The sequence below is a fragment of the Brevibacterium sp. ZH18 genome, from assembly GCF_022748595.1.
GTDB lineage: Bacteria > Actinomycetota > Actinomycetes > Actinomycetales > Brevibacteriaceae > Brevibacterium.
Map to the genome: position 1 here is coordinate 34,135 of NZ_JALDSX010000015.1, position 18,584 is coordinate 52,718.

Sequence of the window (18,584 nt, forward strand, 5' to 3'; positions counted from 1 at the left end):
TCTAGGCGCGATCAGGCCGAGCTGAGTTTCGATCGGCTGCTGCCCGAACCCTGTCTGCCCCGGTCGTGCTGCCGCCGTCCGGGGTCAAGCCCCTGCCTGACGGTGTGACCACGGTACCCGACTTGCCTGCCACTGCCTCGGGAAGATTGTCGAGAGCAGCGATGACGCCCATCGGTCCACCGCTGTCGACATAGTTGAGAACAGCATCGACCTTGGGACCCATCGACCCAGACGCAAAGGTGCCCGTGTCTTTGAGCCTGCGCAGCTCTGCGCTCGTGACAGTCGTGATGTCGTGAGCCTCGCTGGTGCCGAATCCTGCGACTGCGCAGGGAACGTCGGTGGCGATGATGAGACGGTCAGCCTTCACCGACAGCGCCAACTGTGCCGCGCTGAGATCCTTGTCGATGACCGCGGAGACTCCGTTAAATCCCTTGTCATCGGCAATGACGGGGATTCCCCCACCTCCTGCCGCCACGACGACCGCCCCGGAGTTCGCCAGGAACTCGATCGTCGGGGTCTCCAGGATTTGCACCGGCTTCGGCGACGCCACGACCCGACGCCAGCCTCGGCTGCCGAAGTCTTTCCATGTCTGCCCGAGATCTTCCATCGCTGCCGCATAGCCCCTGGGCTGGTAGGAGCCGATCGGCTTGACCGGGTCCTCGAACGCAGGGTCATCCGGGTCGACGACGGTGCGAGTGACCAGCGCGACTACGCTCTTGGCGATCCCCCGGGAATTCAGCTCCTTCTCGATTCTGCTCACGATCGTGAAACCGATGGTGCCCTGAGTCTGGGCCCCGCACCAGTCGAGGCTGACCGGGGGCAGCTCCGCGCTGGCGAGCTCGTTCTTGCGCATGATGTTGCCGACCTGCGGCCCATTGCCATGGGCGACGACAAGCTCATGTCCGGCTTCGATGAGGTCGGCAAGGTGAACGGCCGCCCGCCCGATGGCGCGACGCTGGCTCTCCGGGGACGCATCTCCGTCCGCAGAGGTCATCGCGTTGCCACCGAGGGCGACGAGAACTCTCACAGCCAATCCACCTCGGGAGCTCTAGCTCCGTCACCGGCCAACTCTGCGTATCCGGGTCCACGGTCGAAGAACGGTTCGTTTTCTCCCCGCTCGGCGAGCAGACGCGCACGCAGTGACTCTGAGGCCGCTTCGTCGACGGTTGCGTTCTCGATTCCGTTCGGGCCTTCTGCGACGATGACTCCGTAGGATTCTTCGGCTCCTACGATGCTCACCTTGCCCCACTGGACGTCACGGACCACCTCGGCGAATGGGCGTTGGAGTGGGTCTCCCCATCCGCCGCCACCTGTCGTGCGGATTCTCACGACCTCTCCTGCGCTGATCGGTTCGTCATCGGCCAGAGCATCGATTTCGCGTTCGTTCGGGCCACCGGGATCGATGGTCACCTGGAAGGGTTTGCCGGCTTTGCCGCCCTTGACTCCCCAGCAGGCGAGGATCGAACGGTCGGCGATCGACATGAAATGGCCGTCGCGCAGCATCCTGATGTGCTTCTCGTAACCGAGCCCACCACGGTAGCGTCCGGCACCGCCGGAATCGACGGAGAGGCCGAGCCGTTCGACACGGAACGGGAATCGGGATTCCGTAAACTCGGTCGGCAGATTCCGGGAGTCGGGGACGACGTGGATCGTGTCCTCACCGTCGGAGTAGTAACGTCCGCCGGAGCCGCCACCGAGGACCTCACGCATGAGGTAGTCGTTGCCGGCGCGGTCCTTGCCGTAGACACCGGTGTAGCGGATGGTCTCCTGGTCGGCAGGCATCTGCCCGTCGACAGCCTTCGCCACCACTCCCGCCAGCACACCGAGGAGACGGAGGATGACGAATGTTCGAGCATTGGTGGGGCCAGGGAACTCTGGGGTGAGCAGGGTTCCCTTCTCCGGGAACCGCATTTCGATGAGGGGGACGATCCCCTCATTGACGTCGAGTTCAGCCATTCGTTCCGGACTATCGGCGAGGTTGCGCAGAATCGGCGCCAACCACTTCTTGAGGAAGTTCCCGCCCACATAGTCACCGCAGTGGTTGATCGGACCTGCGGCCTGAGCTGCTGTGCCGGTGAAGTCGATGATGAGTCGTGGACCATCATCGGGACCGCCGGTCGAGGTCTTAGTCAGAGTGATCCGCTGCGTGTGCAGCATCGGATCCGAGACGCCATCATGTTCGGCATAGTCCTCCCACACGTACTGACCGTCGGGGATCTTCGACAGGATCTCACGTCGGTAGATTTCGGTGGAATTGTCGAGGATCGTGTCGAATGCGGCTTCGACGGTGTCGACTCCGTATCGGGTGAACAGCTCGGTCAGGCGCCTGGCACCCATGAGACACGCGGAACACTCCGCGTCGAGGTCAGCCGAGAGCGATTCCGGCATGCGCGAGTTGCGCGTCATAATGGCCAGCGCCGACTTGTTCGGCTTCCCTGCGTCCCAGAGTTTGATCGGAGGGATCATCAGTCCCTCTTCGAAGACGCTGGTCGCGCCCGATGGCATCGACCCGGGGCAGGCTCCGCCGATGTCGTCATGGTGCCCGAACGCCTGGACGAAGCAGACAACCTGGCCGTCGGCGAAGACCGGCACGGTCACGCACATGTCGGGGAGGTGGCCGATTCCGCCTTCGGAGGCGTAGACGTCGTTGTGGAAGAAGACGTCACCTTCCTGCATCTCTTCGATGGGGAAGTCACGGACGATGGGGTGCACGAGCGCGGAGTATGAGCGCCCCGTGAGTTTACGCAGCTGCCGATCATGGATTCCGGCGCGGAAGTCGTGGGCGTCGCGGATCATCGGTGAACGCGAGGTCCGAGCAATCGCGGTCTCGACTTCCATCTCGACGCTCGCCAGGGTGCCTTCGACAATTTCGACGATGATCGGATCAACCGTCGAAGCGCTCTGCTTCGGAGTCAGGCGATTGCCATGCTCGTACGCCGTGGGCAGGCCTGCCGGGTTGATGGGTTCGGCGTTGATGTAATCCGTCAGCGCCTGGCCGGTCAAGGGTGTGAGTCCGAGCATCGACCCGGAGTCGGGTGCGACGGACTGGTCGGTGATCGTCATTTGCCTGCCTCCTGGCGGTTGCTGCGAGTGGTGATGATGTTTCCGCCGGCATCGATCCGAGCGGTGAATCCCGGGTGCAGCGGGAAAGTGGAACCGAACTCTTCGATGATGGCGGGGCCTTCCAGCGTGTCCCCTGCGAGGAGGCTCTCACGCCAGTACACGGCGGTGTCGACGAAGCCGTCCTCGGCATCGAAGCACACGGGTCGTACCGCAGTCTGTGCGCGCTCGGACTTATCCGGTGCGCCCTGGGCCGATGCGATGTGACGGATCTCCGGGCGGGTGATCGGGCCAATTCCGGAGACGCGAACGTTGACCCATTCGACGTGCTGGTCCTTCGCGTCGGCGAAGTCGTATCCGTAGAGCTGTCTGTGCTCGGCGTGGAAGGCACGTGTCACCTCGTCCGCCCACTCTCGAGTGATCGTTCCCGAAGGAGCGGGGACCCGGACTTCGAAGGCCTGACCGAAGTACCGGAGGTCGACGGAACGGTCGAATTGATGCTGTTCCGATGTGAACCCTTCGCTGGTCAGCGCTTCGGTGGCCCGATCCTGGAGACCCGCGAAGAGTCCGGCGACTTCGTCAATATTGAGACCGTCGTCTCGAGCGACGTTCGTCTGGACGTAGTCGTTCTTGACGTCGACGGTGAGAAGGCCGAAGGCGGAGACGTTGCCAGGGTTGGGCGGCACGACAACGCCTGCCAGGTCGAGAATGTCGACGAGGGTGCACGCCAGCAGCGACCCCGAACCACCGAAGGTCGTGAGCATGAAGTCACGAACGTCCAGTCCTCGCTGGACTGAGATCTGACGCAGCGCGTTGGCCTGGTTCCACGCCGAGATCTCAAGGATCCCTGTCGCTGCTTTCTCCGTGCTGAGGTCGAGCTTTGCAGCGATTTCGCTGATTCCACGGCCTGCTGCGTCCGCATCGAGGGGAATCTCCCCGCCGAGGAGGTGCGGCGGGATCCGCCCGAGGAAAACATGGGCATCCGTGATTGTCGGTTCCACCCCGCCGTTTCCGTAGCAGATGGGGCCAGGATCGGCTCCGGCGGACTGAGGTCCGACCTTCAGCTGTCCTTCAGGGGTGGTCCAGGCGATTGAGCCACCACCGGCACCGACCGTGACGACATCGATCATGGGGATCTTGGACGGATAGACGCCGACAGAGCCTTCCGTCGTCAGCGCGGGCTCTCCTCCGATGACGACGGTGACGTCTGTCGAGGTACCTCCGCCATCGCAGGTCAGAACCTTGTCGAAGCCTGCTTCTCTGGCGATCAGGCCGGCACCGAGTGCACCGGCGGCTGGCCCCGAAAGGACCGTGGTGATGGGCTGATTGACGACCTCATCGGCGGAGAGCACGCCCCCGTTGGATTTCATGATGTAGAACGGCAACTTGGAATTCTTGTCGGTACCTGTGTATGTGTCGAGGCGGTCGTGGATGTTCTTCACGTAGGCGGAGACCTTGGGTTTGACCGCGGCGTCGACCAAGGTCGTCATCGAACGTTCGTATTCGCGGTATTCGCGCAGCACCTCGGAGCTCAGCGACACAATGACGTCAGGGTGCTCTTCGAGAAGAATTTCGCGCATCCGCTGCTCATGGGTGGCATTGGCGTAGGCATGAAGGAAGTTGATACCCAGAGTGTTGACTCCCTGGTCACGGAACCAGCGAGCGACTCTGCGCGCTTCATCCTCGTCGAAGGGTCGGACTTCGTTCCCTTCGAAATCCATACGGCCGGTCACTGTCTTCACCAGATCGGCCGGAACGATGCGATCGGGTTTGACCCAGAAATAGGAGTTCCCGTAGCCATCGGGTACTGCCTGGCGGGCGATTTCGAGGACGAATTCGTAGCCCTCGGTGGTGATGAACCCAAGCCGATCAAGTTTGCCTTCGAGCAGCTGGTTGGTGGCCACGGTGGTTCCGTGGCTGACGGAGCTGATGTCGGCTGCTGTGATGGCAGCGGATTCCTGATCCGCGCCCAACATCTCGAGTACCTTGTCGATTCCGTTGATGAAGCCATCGGCGGGATTCGACGGAGTCGAAGGGGTCTTTGTTGTGGTGAGTTCCCCGGTGGATTCGTTGAATGCCACCACGTCGGTGAACGTACCGCCGGTGTCGATGCCGATACGGATTCGCGGGCTTTGAGTTGACATCAATGTCCTTCCCAGGTCTGCTGACCCCAGGTCTGCTGAGCGTTTGAACCCATTTTTCCCCGTGACTCACATCACTCCACCGGCAAAAGATGCCAAACAACTCACGAGCCGTTGGTAGAAGTCACCAATTCAAGATTCATGCCTGGTCCGATGATGACGACAGAGCCGATCGCAGGATCTCCTCGACCGAGCGTGACGCTCGCCCCAGAATGCTCTGTGCGGGAAGGTTTCCGCATGGCAGCCCGTGTGCGTCGTAGTAGGAGAACATCGCTTCCAGCCATTCGATCTCACGCATATCGAGTCTCGATCGCGATCCGCCCGCCTCCGGCGCCTGTGCTTGTGCTTGCGCTTGCGCTTGCGCGACGCTCCGATGGGACGTAGACCATTGGCTCGGCGTCGAAGAGTTCAGTTCGACCGCTCGATTCAGCACCCGCTCAGCCACGGCCGCGTATTCGCGAACCGTCAGCTGTTCGGGGCCTCCAAGCTCGTAGGTGGCTCCGATATGGGCATCATTGAGCACAACCTCCGCAGCGACCTCCCCGACGTCTGCGAGGCTGATCAGTCCGAATCGAGTATCGAGGCTGTAAGCCACATCGATGTGCGGTTCGGGATCGCGCAGACCCGGCATCAGGTTTTCGATATACGCGCACGGCTGGAGAATCGACCATTGAAGTCCGCTTCTTCGCACCACATCCTCGGCGGCGGCCTTGGCCACGTGGTGTGGCATTCCGGGCACATAGGGGGCCACCACGGAATGGTAAGCGACCCGGTCCACTCCTGCCTGGCGACAGTCATCGAGCAGCGTGGAGATGAAATCGAGTTCGTTGGGATGGAGATTCGGCGCCATGAGATAGGCTGCACGGCAACCCCGCAGCACCTCAGCAGAGTTCTGCAACTCTGCTCGACCGATCTCAACCACGGGGATCCCTCTGCTCTGCAGCGACGAGACGATTGCGCGACCTGTTTTGCCTCGAGCCCCTACAACGGCGACCGGGCTTCTTTCGATCGGGTTGATCAGCATTCTCGTCTCCTCTGTCATGCGTCCACTGCTTCCTCGTCGATGCTTGGCGGATCAGGCGGCACTGCACCGCCTGGAACCGAACATACCCAGCAGCACTTGACCCGGATACGGCGAAAACTGCCAAATTCCTTGACTGAAGCCTCCGCCTTCAGCCGGAGTTGCCATCACCTCGTTCCCCACTCAGACGGATGTGGAACCCAAGGTCGACTGTCTATTCTGAAGAAATGCCCGAGAACGCGGAATCACTGAGGCCCACCAAGGGCGACGTGTATCTGGCCATCGGCCTGGCCGTGGCCTCGATGGTCTTCGCTGTGCTCTACGTGTCCACAGGCGTCTGGCCGATCAAGGCTCCGCTGTGGGTCCTCTGCCTCACGTCCGCTGCCGTCGCAGCACCACTCATCTGGCGGAGGCGCCATCCCAGCCTGGTCGCGTGGATCCAAGCGGCCGTCTACGTCGTCGCACAGATCGCCGCAGCCATCGAACCCGGCGTCACGCAGATCATTCTCTTCATGGGCATCTACTCGATCGGCGCGTGGCAGCGCAGTCGTCGGACGGCCTTCATCTCCCGGCTCCTGCTGTGCCTGGCGATCTTCGCCTACATCGTCACGTCGATGATCATCCAGTTCGCAGCGGTCGGCGGAGACATGAGCGCTCTGCAGATCGCGTCGAGCTTCGGAGTCAATCTGCTCACCAACGTCGTCTACTTCGGGGGCGGCTGGCTCTTCGGCAGCCGAGCGTGGAAGCAGCGTGTGCTGCTCACAGAGCTGCGCTCTGCCACGGAGGAGGTTCGTTCACAGGAACAGCAGCTGACTAAGCAGGCAATCGACCTCGAACGAGTGCGCATTGCCCGTGAGCTCCACGACGGCATCGCTCACCACATCACCGGGGTCGGCATCCATGCTGCGGCAGCCCGTCGCAGCCTCGAGAAGAACCCGGACAGAGCTCGCGAGTCACTGAAGACCATCGAATCGTCGACTCGAGAGACCGTCGACGAACTTCGGGCACTCGTCTACACCCTGCGGGACACGAACGATGAGGGCACCGCGGGCGGGGGCGCGAAGGGCAACCCCAGCCTCGGCGACCTTCCTAAGCTCATCGAATCCGCCCGCGGTTTCGGGCAGACCATCGAGGTCGCGACGATCGGACAGTCGCGGCCGCTGACCCCGATCACGGAGATGTCGATCTACCGCGTGATCCAGGAATCTCTGACCAACTGCCGCAGATACGCGGGCACCCACGCCGAGGTTGCTGTGCGTCTGCGCTACGGCTCGGCCGATCTGGAGGTTGAGATCAGCGACTCCGGAGGCGCCGGCGCAGCACCGGTCCAGAGTGAGACATCCGCAGGGCTCGGGCTCGGCATCGTCGGAATGCGCGAGCGTATGACCGCACTGGGCGGCAGTCTCGAAGCCGGACCCAAGTCGCGCGGCGGTTGGCTCGTCCGCGCTCGGATCCCCTATCCCCGCAGCACCGCTGCAGCGGCGGATGACGACGATCCTGCGTCTGGCGCTGACGTCGGTTCTGTATCAGGCACCGCTTCCGCGCCGACCACCACATCCGAATCCACAGCAAAGGCTTGAACCGTGATCCGAGTCCTCCTCGTCGACGACCAGTCGATGGTCCGCACCGGCTTCCGCACGATCCTCGAGAGCGAGGACGGCATCACCGTCGTCGGGGAGGCGGAGAACGGTCAGATCGCCATCGACCGTGCCCTCGAGCTCTCCCCGGACGTCATCTGCATGGACGTGCAGATGCCCGTCATGGACGGCCTCGAATCCACTGCGGAGATCGTTCGCCGAGGCGCTGCTGGAGCTGTCCTCATGCTCACGACCTTCGACCGCGACGACTTCCTCTTCCAAGCGCTGGCCGCAGGTGCCAGTGGGTTCCTCCTCAAAACCGCCGAGGCGGAGCAGCTCATCGATGCTGTGACCGCCCTGGCGAACGGGGACGGGCTCCTCTCCCCCGAGGTGACCCGTCGTGTCATCGAGCGGTCGGTGCGCAGTCCCGAAACGACCGCTGCCGTGGCCCCCGAACTCGCAACGCTGACCGACCGCGAACTCGAGGTCCTCCACCTCGTCGCCGGTGGGCTGAGCAATGCGGAGATCGCAGCACGGCTCTTCGTCGGTGAGGCCACCGTGAAGACCCACGTGTCGAACCTGCTGACCAAGCTGGGCATCCGCGACCGAATCCACGCCGTCATCTTCGCCTACGAGAACGGACTCGTGGGGACGTGAGTGGGGAATTGAGTCGTCCGACATCTCGGACCGCTGGTTGATCGATCGAACAGAAGATCAACCCTGAGCAATATTCGACGATCACGGGTGTAGCCTATTCGCAGGTTACGAGACAGCCCCGTGTCTCACTGCCCACTCCCCCCGTCCCATTGCACGTTCGATCCCCCAGCACTGAGATTCAGCTCTCGCGAGCGCGGTCTCTGCTGATTGAAAAGGTTGCATCTGAATGCACTGCACAGAAGGCCCCTCACCCACCCACCGTGAGTACAACGATCTCGTCCTCACTGCGGCCACCCGGCGTCGCGAATCCCAGCAGATCATGGATTTCCTGCACACCGACAGGTCCGTTCTCGTCGTCTGTCTGACCGGCGACGGCGCCCTGGACTTCGCCAGGTCACTGGCGATCGCACTCCGGCAGCCACAGCTCTCCCTGCTGCGCGTGACCACCCACACGACCGCGGCAGAGGTCGAAGAATTCACGGACCTCGCTCGGCTGGACGGCGGCCCCCGCATCATCTGCGGCGCCCATCTGCTCTCTCCCGAGGCCCGACCGATCATCGACCACGCCCTTCGCGTCTCCCGAGTGCCCATCGTCTACCTCATCGACGGTGACCGATTGCGCACCATCAGCCCAGACGACAACGGACCGCTCAGTCGGATCGCGGCCGGTTGGAGCAACGGTGAACTCGAGCGGATCGACCTGGCGCGATTGACCGGCAGCGAATCGCTGGCGTTGGTGTCCGGGCTGTCGGGAGCCGTGCCTCTGGATGACTTGCAGCTGCGGACCCTGGCGGCACTCTCCGGTGGACGCCCGCTGATTGCCGCCGATCTCGTCGCGTGGGCAGAGGACTCTCCGCATAGAGTTCCACAGCGTTATCCCCATGCCAGCGTCGACACCCTGCCCTTCGGCCACCGCACGCTGTCGCGACTGGCTGCCCAGTATCCCCACCTGCACAGGGACACTCTTGTCGCCGCTCGCCTGCTCGGTGACATCAGCCCCCTGCCGCTGAGCACCGCCAAGCAGCTCTTCGGCAACACAGTCATCGCTCGCCTCATCGACCTGAGACTCGCACGCGAGCTCGAGGTCACCGGCCAGGCCTCGGTCGCAGTCTCGCCGCTTCATGTCGCGGCGATGGACAGCGCACGCGTCAGCGCGACGAGCGAAGAAGAGGATACGAAGTTCCGCCGCAGGCTGGAGAGGATGTGGCAGGCCGGATATCCCGTCGGTGAGGTCGCCGCCATCAGCCTTGCCCGCGACGTCATCAACGATGGTCGTGAGCTCAATCCGTCCCGAGTTCAGCTGCTGCTCGCAGCCGCCAGATCTCTCAACCGCCTCGGTGATCCGATGGAGGCCACGGTGATGCTCCTGACAGTCGAAGACGCGGTCCGGGATGCTCCTCCCCTGCTCCTCGAGTGGGAGCTGCAGTCGATCACGGCCCGACTGGTCAACGGAGACCGCGAAGGCGCAGTGGAGCTGGTCCGGGCCGGAATCGACCACGGCGCCATGGGATGTGAACGCGATCCGGTCTGCGTTGAGCTGCTCTTCGTCGCGAGTGCGGCTCTCGCTTCGGATGCCGAGCTTCCGCAGTGGTGGACGGATTTCCTCCGGGACGTGATCGACCCACTGGTGCCCGGAATCGCCAACCTCGTGTCATCCTTCACTGGCAGCGTGATGACTCGAGCCGAAGACGTTCGATCGGTCCTCGACTCTCGGCAGGCATCACCAGCACTCCGGTTGGCGGCCATGGCGGCCATGTGCCAACACCACCTCAAGAACAACGATGCCGAAAGCCTGATCTCCGCCGCTGCGTCGGGATTCGACTACATCAACGAGCTCGTCACAGTCCGACCACGGACCATGGACGATTTCACCTTCACCATGGCCTGGTACTTCTCCATCGGAGTCACCGTCAATTGCCTCCTCGCCGGTGTCGAACACGAGCGATCTGAGCTCACCGCTCGTCAGCTGCTGGAAACGGCGTGCGGAGCCTCGGCGCACAGCGGATGGCAGCTGACGGCCACGGCCGCCTGGTGCACTGGAATTCTGCGCTTGCTCGAAGGCGAGGTCGACCGCGCTGCACGCGATTACGAGGCTTTTGCCGCATCGGTCACTCCGGCGCTGCTCGCCGTCGGCTGGGGCCTGCGCGACACTTTCGGTCGATGGCAGCGTAGTCATGCCCCGTACTTCCATCTGTCCGGCAACTTGTCAGCTACCGATGAAGAACCGATGGCACAGGGATACCGACTTCACGATGGCCTGGCAGCGTTCCTCTTCGGCCCGGGATCGACGAACACCGGAGATGCACCGATATGGCTGCGCACCATCATCACCCATGCTCGATTCCTCGACGGCACTATCACCGCAGCCGAGGCGAGTGGATCCCTGCGCAGTGACCCCGATATCGATCTTCCGGGTCCGCGAGCCGCCCGCAGGCATGTTGACGCGGCGGCCAGCGAGGACCCCGAGACCCTCCTTGCCACCGGCCGTGAACTGCAGCAGGTTGGATACCGGGGAGCGGCTCGTCACGCCTTCGCGCAGGCGCGCGCTCTGTTCCTCGGTCAGCGGATGAGTGCCCGCGCCAGAGTCGCCGGGGAAGCCCTGGACGCACTGCAGATCAGGGCCTCAACGGCTCCCGAGGACCCCCGGCCCGCGACCGACACCTCGGCGACATCGGCCGAGACCTCACCCGCTGTGACGCTGACGGAACGCGAGCTCGAGGTCTGCCGCCTGGTGGCCGAGGGGCTGACGAACGTGCAGATCAGCCAGAGGCTCGTGCTCTCGGTCCGCACAGTCGAATCCCACGTCCTCCAAGCACGGGCGAAGCTCGGGGCAGAACGCCGCCGCGACATCCCCATGAAGATGCTCAAGCTGCGTGATTCCGGCCGGATCAATGCCGCGCGCCGTCCGATGCGGTGACTCTCACCGGTCGTCCAGACCACCACACATAGACCCCTGCGACGACCAAGCCTGCTCCCATGATGAGGATCCACCAGGGGAAGCCGGGCAGATCGGGCTCGGCGGTGCCCGCTTCAAGATCGGCGGCCGGAGTCGGGAACACGCGTTCTGCCGTGATGAGGATGCGCTGTGAGTTGATGCCTAGGGGCGTGCAGGTGACAAGAGTGACGAGGTCCTTCCCGATGACCGGCTGCAGCGATTCGGTCTCATCGGGCTCGACGACCTGGGTGCGCACCACCTGGTAGGCGAGCACCTGCCCGAATGTGGTCAGGGTGAACCTGTCGCCCTCGCTCACCTTGTCCAGATTCGTGAACATCGTGGCCTCGGCCAGACCGCGGTGGCCGGTGATGACGGAGTGCGTGTCCTGCCCTCCGACAGGGAGGCTCGTGCCCTCCAGATGCCCGAGGCCTTTGAGCAGAGTCTCGTCGCTGGTGCCGTGGTAGACGGGCAGATCGAGCTTGATCGATGGGATCCGCAGCCGGGTCATGACTCCAGTGCTGCCGTCGTCGAGCACATCTTCGTAGGCTGGGGCACCGTTCGCCGAGGTGCCGCTGCCTGATGGCAGACGATGGTTCGATTCGAGCTGCGCACCGGACTGCAGGGCGTCGTTGTATTCGTGTGCAAGTTCGAGCTGCTTGGCATCCTCGGCTCGATCGGTCTCGGTGACGCTCGCTGAATCGCCGATGATCTTCGACTGGTCGAGCTGCGAGAACCACGCTGCGGCGCTGGGATAAGTCCAGATGCCGAGCCCGCTCAGAGCGATGAGTGCGATGACCAGAGCGAATACGGGGACACGCCAGCGGCGCCCGTCAGTCGACGGGCGCCGCGTGCGTTCAGGCGAGGGTGTCACACCTGGTTCTTGCGGCGGTTGGCCACAACGATGGCTGCACCAGCGGCGATGAGCATCAGTCCGATGCCTGCGATCATCGCGAGCATCTTTCCGTCAGCACCGGTCAGCGGCAGGTTCGGGTGACCCTGCTGGGTGTTCGCGAAGTCGAATCCGACAGCTGCAGCGGTCGTACCGGCCTTCACAGTGACCTTGTTGACCGAACCGTCGAGGACGTAGCCGGCAGGCGCCTTGGTCTCCTTGACCCAGTAATCCTGGGTGGTATCGTCGTTGTTGCCGACCCACAGGGTGATCGAGGCGGTGCCATCGGCTTTGGTGATCAGATTCCCGACGACCTTGGTGGCAGCGGCGTCCGAGTAGATTGCGAATTCCGCACCAGCGAGGTTGTTTGCTTTGTCGCCCTCGGCGAACTTGTGGATTGTCAGCGAGCCCCAGTTGGTGCTGACCTCAGGGGTCTTGGCATTGGAGTCATTGACATTGACGAGAGCTGTGTTCTCGATGGTGCCGTCACCCTGGCTGGTCACCTTCGTGGTGACCGTGGCGACGACGTCGTTGCCGGCCTTGAGCTTCTTCAGCCCGGCGGCGGTGAAGGTGATCGTCACGGTGCCGTTGGAGTTGGAGACCGTGTAGTCGGTGTTCGCCGTGAAACCAGCCAGTGAAGCCGACTGGAATTCCAGTCGCGCGTCCAGCTTGTCGGTGATGACGAAGGACGTGTAACCGTGGTTTGCGCGGGGAACCGGAGCGGTGATCGTCCAGTCGACGGTCGAGCCGAGGACGGGCGCCGAGGGGTTGGCCACGGTCTTCGTGGGCGTCGTGTCGTTGACCGAGTTCTTCGGGTAGACGTTGACGTCGTAGATCCAGGTGCCGTTGTCCTGCGACAGCGGCAGGGTGACGAGGAACGGTGCGGTCGTCGCGGTGGCGTTCGCCGGAGGTGTCGTCTCGGTGACGAGGTAGAGGCCCAACGGCAGTCCACCGAAGGTCGCAACTCCGTTGCTGTCGGTCTTCTTCTCACCCTTGTCGACTGTGGTGAAGCCGCCAGCGGTGACCTCGGAGGCCTGCAGTCCGGAGATTGCATCCCAACCCTCAGGCTTGGTCAGATCGATCGCCTGGCCGCCCTTTGCAGTGACCTGCTTGACTGTGAAGCCGACGTCGGCCAGCGGCTTGCCCATTCCGGAGGTGTCGCTGATGACAGAGCCGTTTCCGCCATCGGTGCCTTCGCTGCCATCGAACTTGTGGAGAACGATCGATCCGGACTTGCTCGAATCGATGTTGCCCACGTTGCTATCGGCCTGTGCTGTGCCGGCCATGCCGAGCACACTCAGCGAGGCGATCGCGGCCACAGCGGTCAAGCGCCGCAGAAGACCCAGTTTCCTGTTTTTCATTGTTTCCCTTTCAGTGCTTCCGGTTCCTGCGGCGCAGGCCCTTGAGAAGTGCTCCTACAGCACCGGCTGCGCACAGTGCGGCACCGCCGATGATGAAAATCTGGCTTCCGGTTCCACCCGTGAGCGGCAACGCGACAGGCGGCTTCTGCTCATTGGTGAACGATCCGACCGACTGCGTGAGTTCGGCATCGGACCCGGAGACGGTGAATGTGTGTGGTGTGTCGTCGAGGACGTATCCCGCCGGGGCGGACTTCTCAACGAGTGAGTAGTCGCCCCATTTGAGGCTGCTGACGGCGAACTTGCCTTCGGCAGGGTCCTTGTCAGGACCGGTGCATTTGTCCGCCGAGGCGGCTGTGCAGTCTTCGATCTCGACCGCGGTTCCGTCGGGACCGGTCATCGTCCACACGGAGCCTTTGAGCGCGTTTCCGCCCTCGTCGGTCTTCTTCCACGTGGCGGTTCCTGTCTTTGCGGTGTTCGTGATCGTGCAGGTCACATCGTCGCCGGCTTTGAGAGTGACTGAGTCCTTCGACGCGGTCACGAGTCCGGAACCTGCAGTCGGCTTGCAGACCCAGTCCGAAGCCTCGTAGCCTGCGGGCCCGGTCGACTCGGAGAGTGAGTACTTGCCGGCCTTGACCTTGGCTGCGGTGATGTCCTTCGACCCGGTCTTACCCGAGATGGTCGTGGTGCCTGTGTCCTTGTCGCCCGCGGCCTTGAGAGTCCAGTCTGTTTCCTTCGCGGTACCGGCAGCGGCCTTGTTGTCGACCTTCTTCACGAGGGTGAGCGATGTGCCCTTGACCTTGTTGAGGTAAGAGCACGAGACGTCGTCGCCGGGTTTGACGCCGGTGAGGTTCGTCGCCGACTCGTTCGTCAGCTTCTTCGTGTCCTTGGTCCCGTCGAGGTGGGTGATGTCGCAGGAGGCTTCCTTGAACTCGAAGCCGTCCTGTTGGGTCTCGGAGACTGCGATGGTGGCGCGGCCTGTGGTCTTAGTGAACTTCAGTGCCCACTTGGCATCGCCGCTGGCGTTGGTCTTCTGCGTGGCTGCGGTAGGTGCTTGAGTGATGCCATCGGTCGTGGCAGTGGCCTTCGCACCGACCGTCCAGTCCTTGCCCGGCTTGACGTTCTTGCCGTCTTCGTCGGCGACGTCCTTGTGGATCGAGACGTTGGCAGTCAGAGGCGAGTTCGAGATCGTGCAGACAATGGCGTCGCCGGTGTTCGGAATGGTCACGGTGCCCGAGGTGCCGGAGGTGCCCGATCCTGACGTTCCGCTCATCGGCTTGTCATCGACCGTGCACGAGTAGGCGCTGGCGTAGTCGCCGAGGTCGGCCCCATTTGCTCCCGCTTCGGAGAACGTGACGATTGCTCCGCGCTTGGCAGGCTGAGGCCCGACGATTTCCTTCTGGATACCTGTCGAAGTGCCGGTCGTCGTCGCTGTTCCCAGGTCGGTGCTTCCCTGCTTGAGCGACAGTGCGAACTGGTCGGAGGCCTCTGCCCGTCCTCCGATCACTTCCTTTTGAAGTGTGATGGTGGCTGGCGAGGAACATGAAGCAAGGTCGCTGCTCGACCAGCTGCCTGAAGCGAAATCGAGCTTGTTCGACCAGTCGGGCATGTCGTAGCTGGTGATCGTCGTACCGGTGCCCAAATAGGCTTTTCCGCTGGCATCAAACGCCACTCCGTTGACGTCGGCGTTGGTTGTGAAGCCGGCCGACTTAGCCGAGGTGATCTTGCCTCCCGTGGCACTTGCGAGACTGGCGGCTGTCACTGAAAATACCGTCGTAGTGTTGCTGGAACCGCGAACGATGAAGAGGTTGCCACTCGAGTCGAAAGCCATGTCACCGTTGGCGGAGCCTCCGGAATTTGCACTTGTATCGATCCAGCCCTGCAAAGAAATCGATGCCGATGACGAGTTGTACTGATAAATTTTGAAACTGGTGCCGCCGCTGGTGAAACCACCAAAATAGTAGTTCCCACTCTTGAGATCGACCGCGCCAGCAACGAGGTTGGTCTGGGTGTCTCCTGTCGACTTGCCTGTGGAAGACCATTCGCCGCTGCTGCGATCAAATGTGTAGACGGTCGCTCCGATGTTGTAGCCGCTCCCGCTTGTACGTTCATAGGCATAGGTCGAGGTACCGTTTGCACCAATGCCGAGCCCGTTGAAATTCTCAACGGAAACATCCCGACCTCGGTTGTCCTTCTTTGTCGCAGAACTCCCGGCATTCGACGAGCCCGCGGTGCTGATTCTGCGCATCTGCCCGGAACTCGACACCGAGTACACATTCCCCGGTTCGCAGGTCATCGAGACAGGACTCGCCGCTGCACGCGCAGCTGCGGGAGCCTTCGTTGCCGGTGCCGAAGTTGCCGGCGCTGACGTGGCGGCGTGCGCAGGCGCAGCCGGCATGAGCACGACACCAGTGCCCGTCAGGACAATGACCAATGCAGTCAATGCAGCCCAGGTTGAACGCATGTGCAATCGTGCCAGCGCCATAGATTCCTCATTCCGGTTCCAAACGATCTCGCTCGTGTGGCCTCACGTTCCTGTCCGCGCGCACGGCAGCGTGCAGGCTGCAGACAGGCAGGGGATTTGAGGGGCAGAGCTTGACGAACTTCTTCAGACTAGGAACCTGAAAGAACAAACACGTTGCTGAGAGCACCCACTTCAGCAATAGCCACGTAGTCGCTCGAAAGTCAGGTGCTTTCATATTCAACTACTGAGTAGTTGCACCCGTGACTACCTACTCGAGGAGAAAGCCCTGGGCCAGACCAGCCCGTCCTGGACGAGCCGAGTCCTCCCCCACATCGGTGAGCAGGAAATAGTCCGCTCGGCTGAGGCGGATCACCACGGACCCGAATAGGTTTGAGGCATGATCACTTTGGAGCGCATCTCGCGCAGCTTCGGCGACAAACAAGTTCTCCATGACCTGTCCTTCAGCATCGGCGACGGCCGGATGACCGGATTCGTCGGCTCCAACGGCTCGGGCAAGACGACGACCATGCGCATCCTCCTCGGCGTCCTGGCCTCAGACTCTGGCCGCATCACCGTCGACGGCCAGATCATCTCCCCTGCTCACCGCAGTGCCATCGGCTACATGCCCGAAGAGCGCGGGCTCTATCCGAAGATGCCCATCATCGATCAGCTCGTCTATCTGGCCCGTTTCCACGGACTCAGCCGCAGCACGGCCCGACAGCGCGGGCTTGAGCTCCTCGAGCAGCTCGATTTGAATGGCAAGCCGAGCGACACCCTCGAATCGGTCAGCCTCGGCAACCAGCAGAAGGTTCAGATCGCCGCCGCTCTCATCCACAGCCCGCAGGCCCTCGTCCTCGACGAGCCCTTCTCCGGCCTCGACCCCGCCGCGGTCGAACGCACCCTCGACGTGCTCCAGGACTTCGCCCGCACCGGCGCACCGGTGCTCTTCTCCAGCCACCAGCTCGAGCTCGTCGAACGCCTCGTCGACGACATCGTCATCATCAACCAGGGACGTCTCGTCGCCAACGGCACGGCTGCCGAGCTGCGCAGACAGCGCAGCAGCCCCGAATGGACCTTGCAGACCGATGCGGACATGGGCTGGGTCCGCGAAATCCCCGACATCACGGTCGTCGAACTGGACGGAAGCTGGGTGCGTTTCGCCGCGCCGGACTCCGATACCGCCGAGGCGCTCCTCCGCCGAGCCCTGGCCGAGTCCTCTGTGACGGCCTTCGCACCCCACACCGTGCCCCTCAACCGACTCTTCCAGGAGGTCACACAGGCATGAGCGCCCAGACGAACCCAGCCTCCGCACCAAATTACGCATCGACATCAACGACAGCCCGTAACGGCAATCAGCCCGCACCCATGACCGCGACCCGGGCGAACTTCGCCACGGCCATCGGATTGATCATCGAACGCGAGATCGCGGTCCGCCTCAAATCCAAGGCATTCATGATCTCGACGATCTTCAGCATCGTCCTTTTCGGGGCACTCGTGGCCGTGTCGGGGGCGCTTCCCTCACTGCTGTCATCGACGGACCAGGTGGCGGTCACCTCGGCAGGGGCGAAGGCCGTGGACGGAATCGACGGAATCGATGCCATCCCAGTCGACACCGTCGACGAGGCGAAGAAGCTCGTGAAGAGCGGAGACGTCGCCGCAGCCGTCGTCGAGGACGACCAGTCCCCCGTCGGTCTCACGGTCATCGCCGAGCGCTCAGCCCCGGATTCGCTGACCGGGGCACTCAGCCAAGTGCCCACCGTCGAACTCCTCGACCCCGACGCCCCTGACCCGGTGCTCACGAACTTCCTCGGCCTGGGCCTGGGCATCGTGTTCTTCATGTCGGCCGTAACGTTCGGATCGACGATCGCCGCGTCGGTCGTGGAGGAGAAGCAGTCGCGGATCGTCGAGATTCTGCTCGCGTCCACCTCGGCGAGGGCACTCATGTTCGGCAAGGTCCTCGCGTGTTCGATCCTAGCCTTCGCACAGATCGCTCTGACCGCAGTATCGGTCCTCGTTGGGGCCGCTATCAGCGGAAACGATGTGGTGCTCGGCAAGGTGATGGGCCCGATCGCGTGGTTCGTCCCGCTCTTCCTCGTCGGTTTCGTCATGATCGCGGCCCTCTACGCGGCGGCGGCCTCGATGGTGTCGCGCACCGAGGACCTCGGCTCGACGAGCTCGCCGATCATGATGCTCATCTTCCTGCCGTACATGGCCGTAATCATCTTCTCAAGCAACGAATCGGTCATGGCCGTGCTCAGCTACATCCCGTTCTCCGCGGCAGTCGCCGTCCCGATGCGTGTCTTCCTCGGCACGATCGAATGGTGGGAACCGCTGGTCTCACTGCTCATCCTCGCGGTCACAACGGTGCTGGCGCTGCTGATCGCGACGCGGATCTTCGAACGCTCGATCCTCCAGTCGGGGCCGAAGGTGACGTGGAAGCAGGCGCTGAGCCGACCGAGGGGCTAAACGGCCTACCGACGAA

The 18,584-nt window shown here is 62.9% G+C and carries 13 protein-coding genes; 6 read left to right on the top strand and 7 right to left on the bottom strand.

Annotated features, from left to right (window positions below; genetic code table 11):
- Nucleotide 1: 1 nt before the first annotated feature.
- From arcC to MPN20_RS07825, 4 genes are all read right to left on the bottom strand, one after another.
- Nucleotides 2-1,027 (bottom strand): carbamate kinase, encoded by a 1,026-nt coding sequence (arcC, locus tag MPN20_RS07810; RefSeq protein WP_242780943.1) that lies wholly within the window; start codon nucleotides 1,025-1,027, stop codon nucleotides 2-4.
- Entirely contained in the window at nucleotides 1,024-3,063 is a 2,040-nt protein-coding gene (locus tag MPN20_RS07815) for a hydantoinase B/oxoprolinase family protein (RefSeq protein WP_242780944.1), read from the bottom strand. The genes arcC and MPN20_RS07815 overlap by 4 nt, the downstream gene beginning before the upstream one ends.
- Nucleotides 3,060-5,204 carry a hydantoinase/oxoprolinase family protein gene (locus MPN20_RS07820; RefSeq protein WP_242780945.1) on the bottom strand — a complete coding sequence of 715 codons (2,145 nt, stop codon included), beginning with the start codon at nucleotides 5,202-5,204 and terminating at the stop codon, nucleotides 3,060-3,062. Before MPN20_RS07820 ends, MPN20_RS07815 begins: the two co-directional genes overlap by 4 nt.
- A 136-nt stretch (nucleotides 5,205-5,340) precedes the next feature.
- Nucleotides 5,341-6,225 carry an NmrA family NAD(P)-binding protein gene (locus MPN20_RS07825; RefSeq protein ID WP_242780946.1) on the bottom strand — a complete coding sequence of 295 codons (885 nt, stop codon included), beginning with the start codon at nucleotides 6,223-6,225 and terminating at the stop codon, nucleotides 5,341-5,343.
- Nucleotides 6,226-6,449: 224 nt separating this feature from the next.
- Here MPN20_RS07825 and MPN20_RS07830 point away from each other — a divergent pair, with 224 nt between their 5' ends.
- The 3 genes from MPN20_RS07830 to MPN20_RS07840 all read left to right on the top strand — a co-directional run bounded on the left by MPN20_RS07830 (nucleotide 6,450) and on the right by MPN20_RS07840 (nucleotide 11,373).
- Complete coding sequence (locus tag MPN20_RS07830) at nucleotides 6,450-7,802, top strand: histidine kinase (protein ID WP_242780947.1); 1,353 nt, start codon at nucleotides 6,450-6,452, stop codon at nucleotides 7,800-7,802.
- A gap of 3 nt (nucleotides 7,803-7,805) precedes the next feature.
- Entirely contained in the window at nucleotides 7,806-8,456 is a 651-nt protein-coding gene (locus tag MPN20_RS07835) for a response regulator transcription factor (RefSeq protein WP_242780948.1), read from the top strand.
- Nucleotides 8,457-8,682: 226 nt separating this feature from the next.
- The gene (locus MPN20_RS07840) at nucleotides 8,683-11,373 is read left to right on the top strand and encodes a helix-turn-helix transcriptional regulator (protein ID WP_242780949.1); all 2,691 of its coding nucleotides are present in this window, start codon (nucleotides 8,683-8,685) and stop codon (nucleotides 11,371-11,373) included.
- On the opposite strand, the gene MPN20_RS07845 is transcribed toward MPN20_RS07840, so the two are convergent.
- The 3 genes from MPN20_RS07845 to MPN20_RS07855 are packed head-to-tail and all read right to left on the bottom strand — an operon-like array spanning nucleotide 11,345 to nucleotide 15,400.
- On the bottom strand, nucleotides 11,345-12,262 hold the full coding sequence (locus MPN20_RS07845) for a class C sortase (protein ID WP_242780950.1): 918 nt from the start codon (nucleotides 12,260-12,262) through the stop codon (nucleotides 11,345-11,347). The two genes, MPN20_RS07840 and MPN20_RS07845, sit on opposite strands and share 29 nt — an antisense overlap.
- The gene (locus MPN20_RS07850) at nucleotides 12,259-13,641 is read right to left on the bottom strand and encodes a SpaH/EbpB family LPXTG-anchored major pilin (protein WP_242780951.1); all 1,383 of its coding nucleotides are present in this window, start codon (nucleotides 13,639-13,641) and stop codon (nucleotides 12,259-12,261) included. Before MPN20_RS07850 ends, MPN20_RS07845 begins: the two co-directional genes overlap by 4 nt.
- 10 nt (nucleotides 13,642-13,651) lie before the next feature.
- A complete protein-coding gene (locus tag MPN20_RS07855) occupies nucleotides 13,652-15,400 on the bottom strand; it encodes a SpaA isopeptide-forming pilin-related protein (RefSeq protein ID WP_242780952.1) in 1,749 nt (582 codons plus the stop codon).
- A 424-nt stretch (nucleotides 15,401-15,824) separates the two neighbouring features.
- Between MPN20_RS07855 and MPN20_RS07860 the strand changes: the two genes are divergently transcribed.
- The 3 genes from MPN20_RS07860 to MPN20_RS07870 all read left to right on the top strand — a co-directional run bounded on the left by MPN20_RS07860 (nucleotide 15,825) and on the right by MPN20_RS07870 (nucleotide 18,568).
- A complete protein-coding gene (locus tag MPN20_RS07860) occupies nucleotides 15,825-16,223 on the top strand; it encodes a hypothetical protein (protein WP_242780953.1) in 399 nt (132 codons plus the stop codon).
- Nucleotides 16,224-16,499: 276 nt separating this feature from the next.
- Nucleotides 16,500-17,387, top strand: coding sequence for an ATP-binding cassette domain-containing protein (locus MPN20_RS07865; protein WP_242780954.1), 888 nt, complete (start codon nucleotides 16,500-16,502; stop codon nucleotides 17,385-17,387).
- The gene (locus MPN20_RS07870) at nucleotides 17,384-18,568 is read left to right on the top strand and encodes an ABC transporter permease (protein ID WP_242780955.1); all 1,185 of its coding nucleotides are present in this window, start codon (nucleotides 17,384-17,386) and stop codon (nucleotides 18,566-18,568) included. The genes MPN20_RS07865 and MPN20_RS07870 overlap by 4 nt, the downstream gene beginning before the upstream one ends.
- The last annotated feature ends 16 nt before the right edge of the window (nucleotides 18,569-18,584 follow it).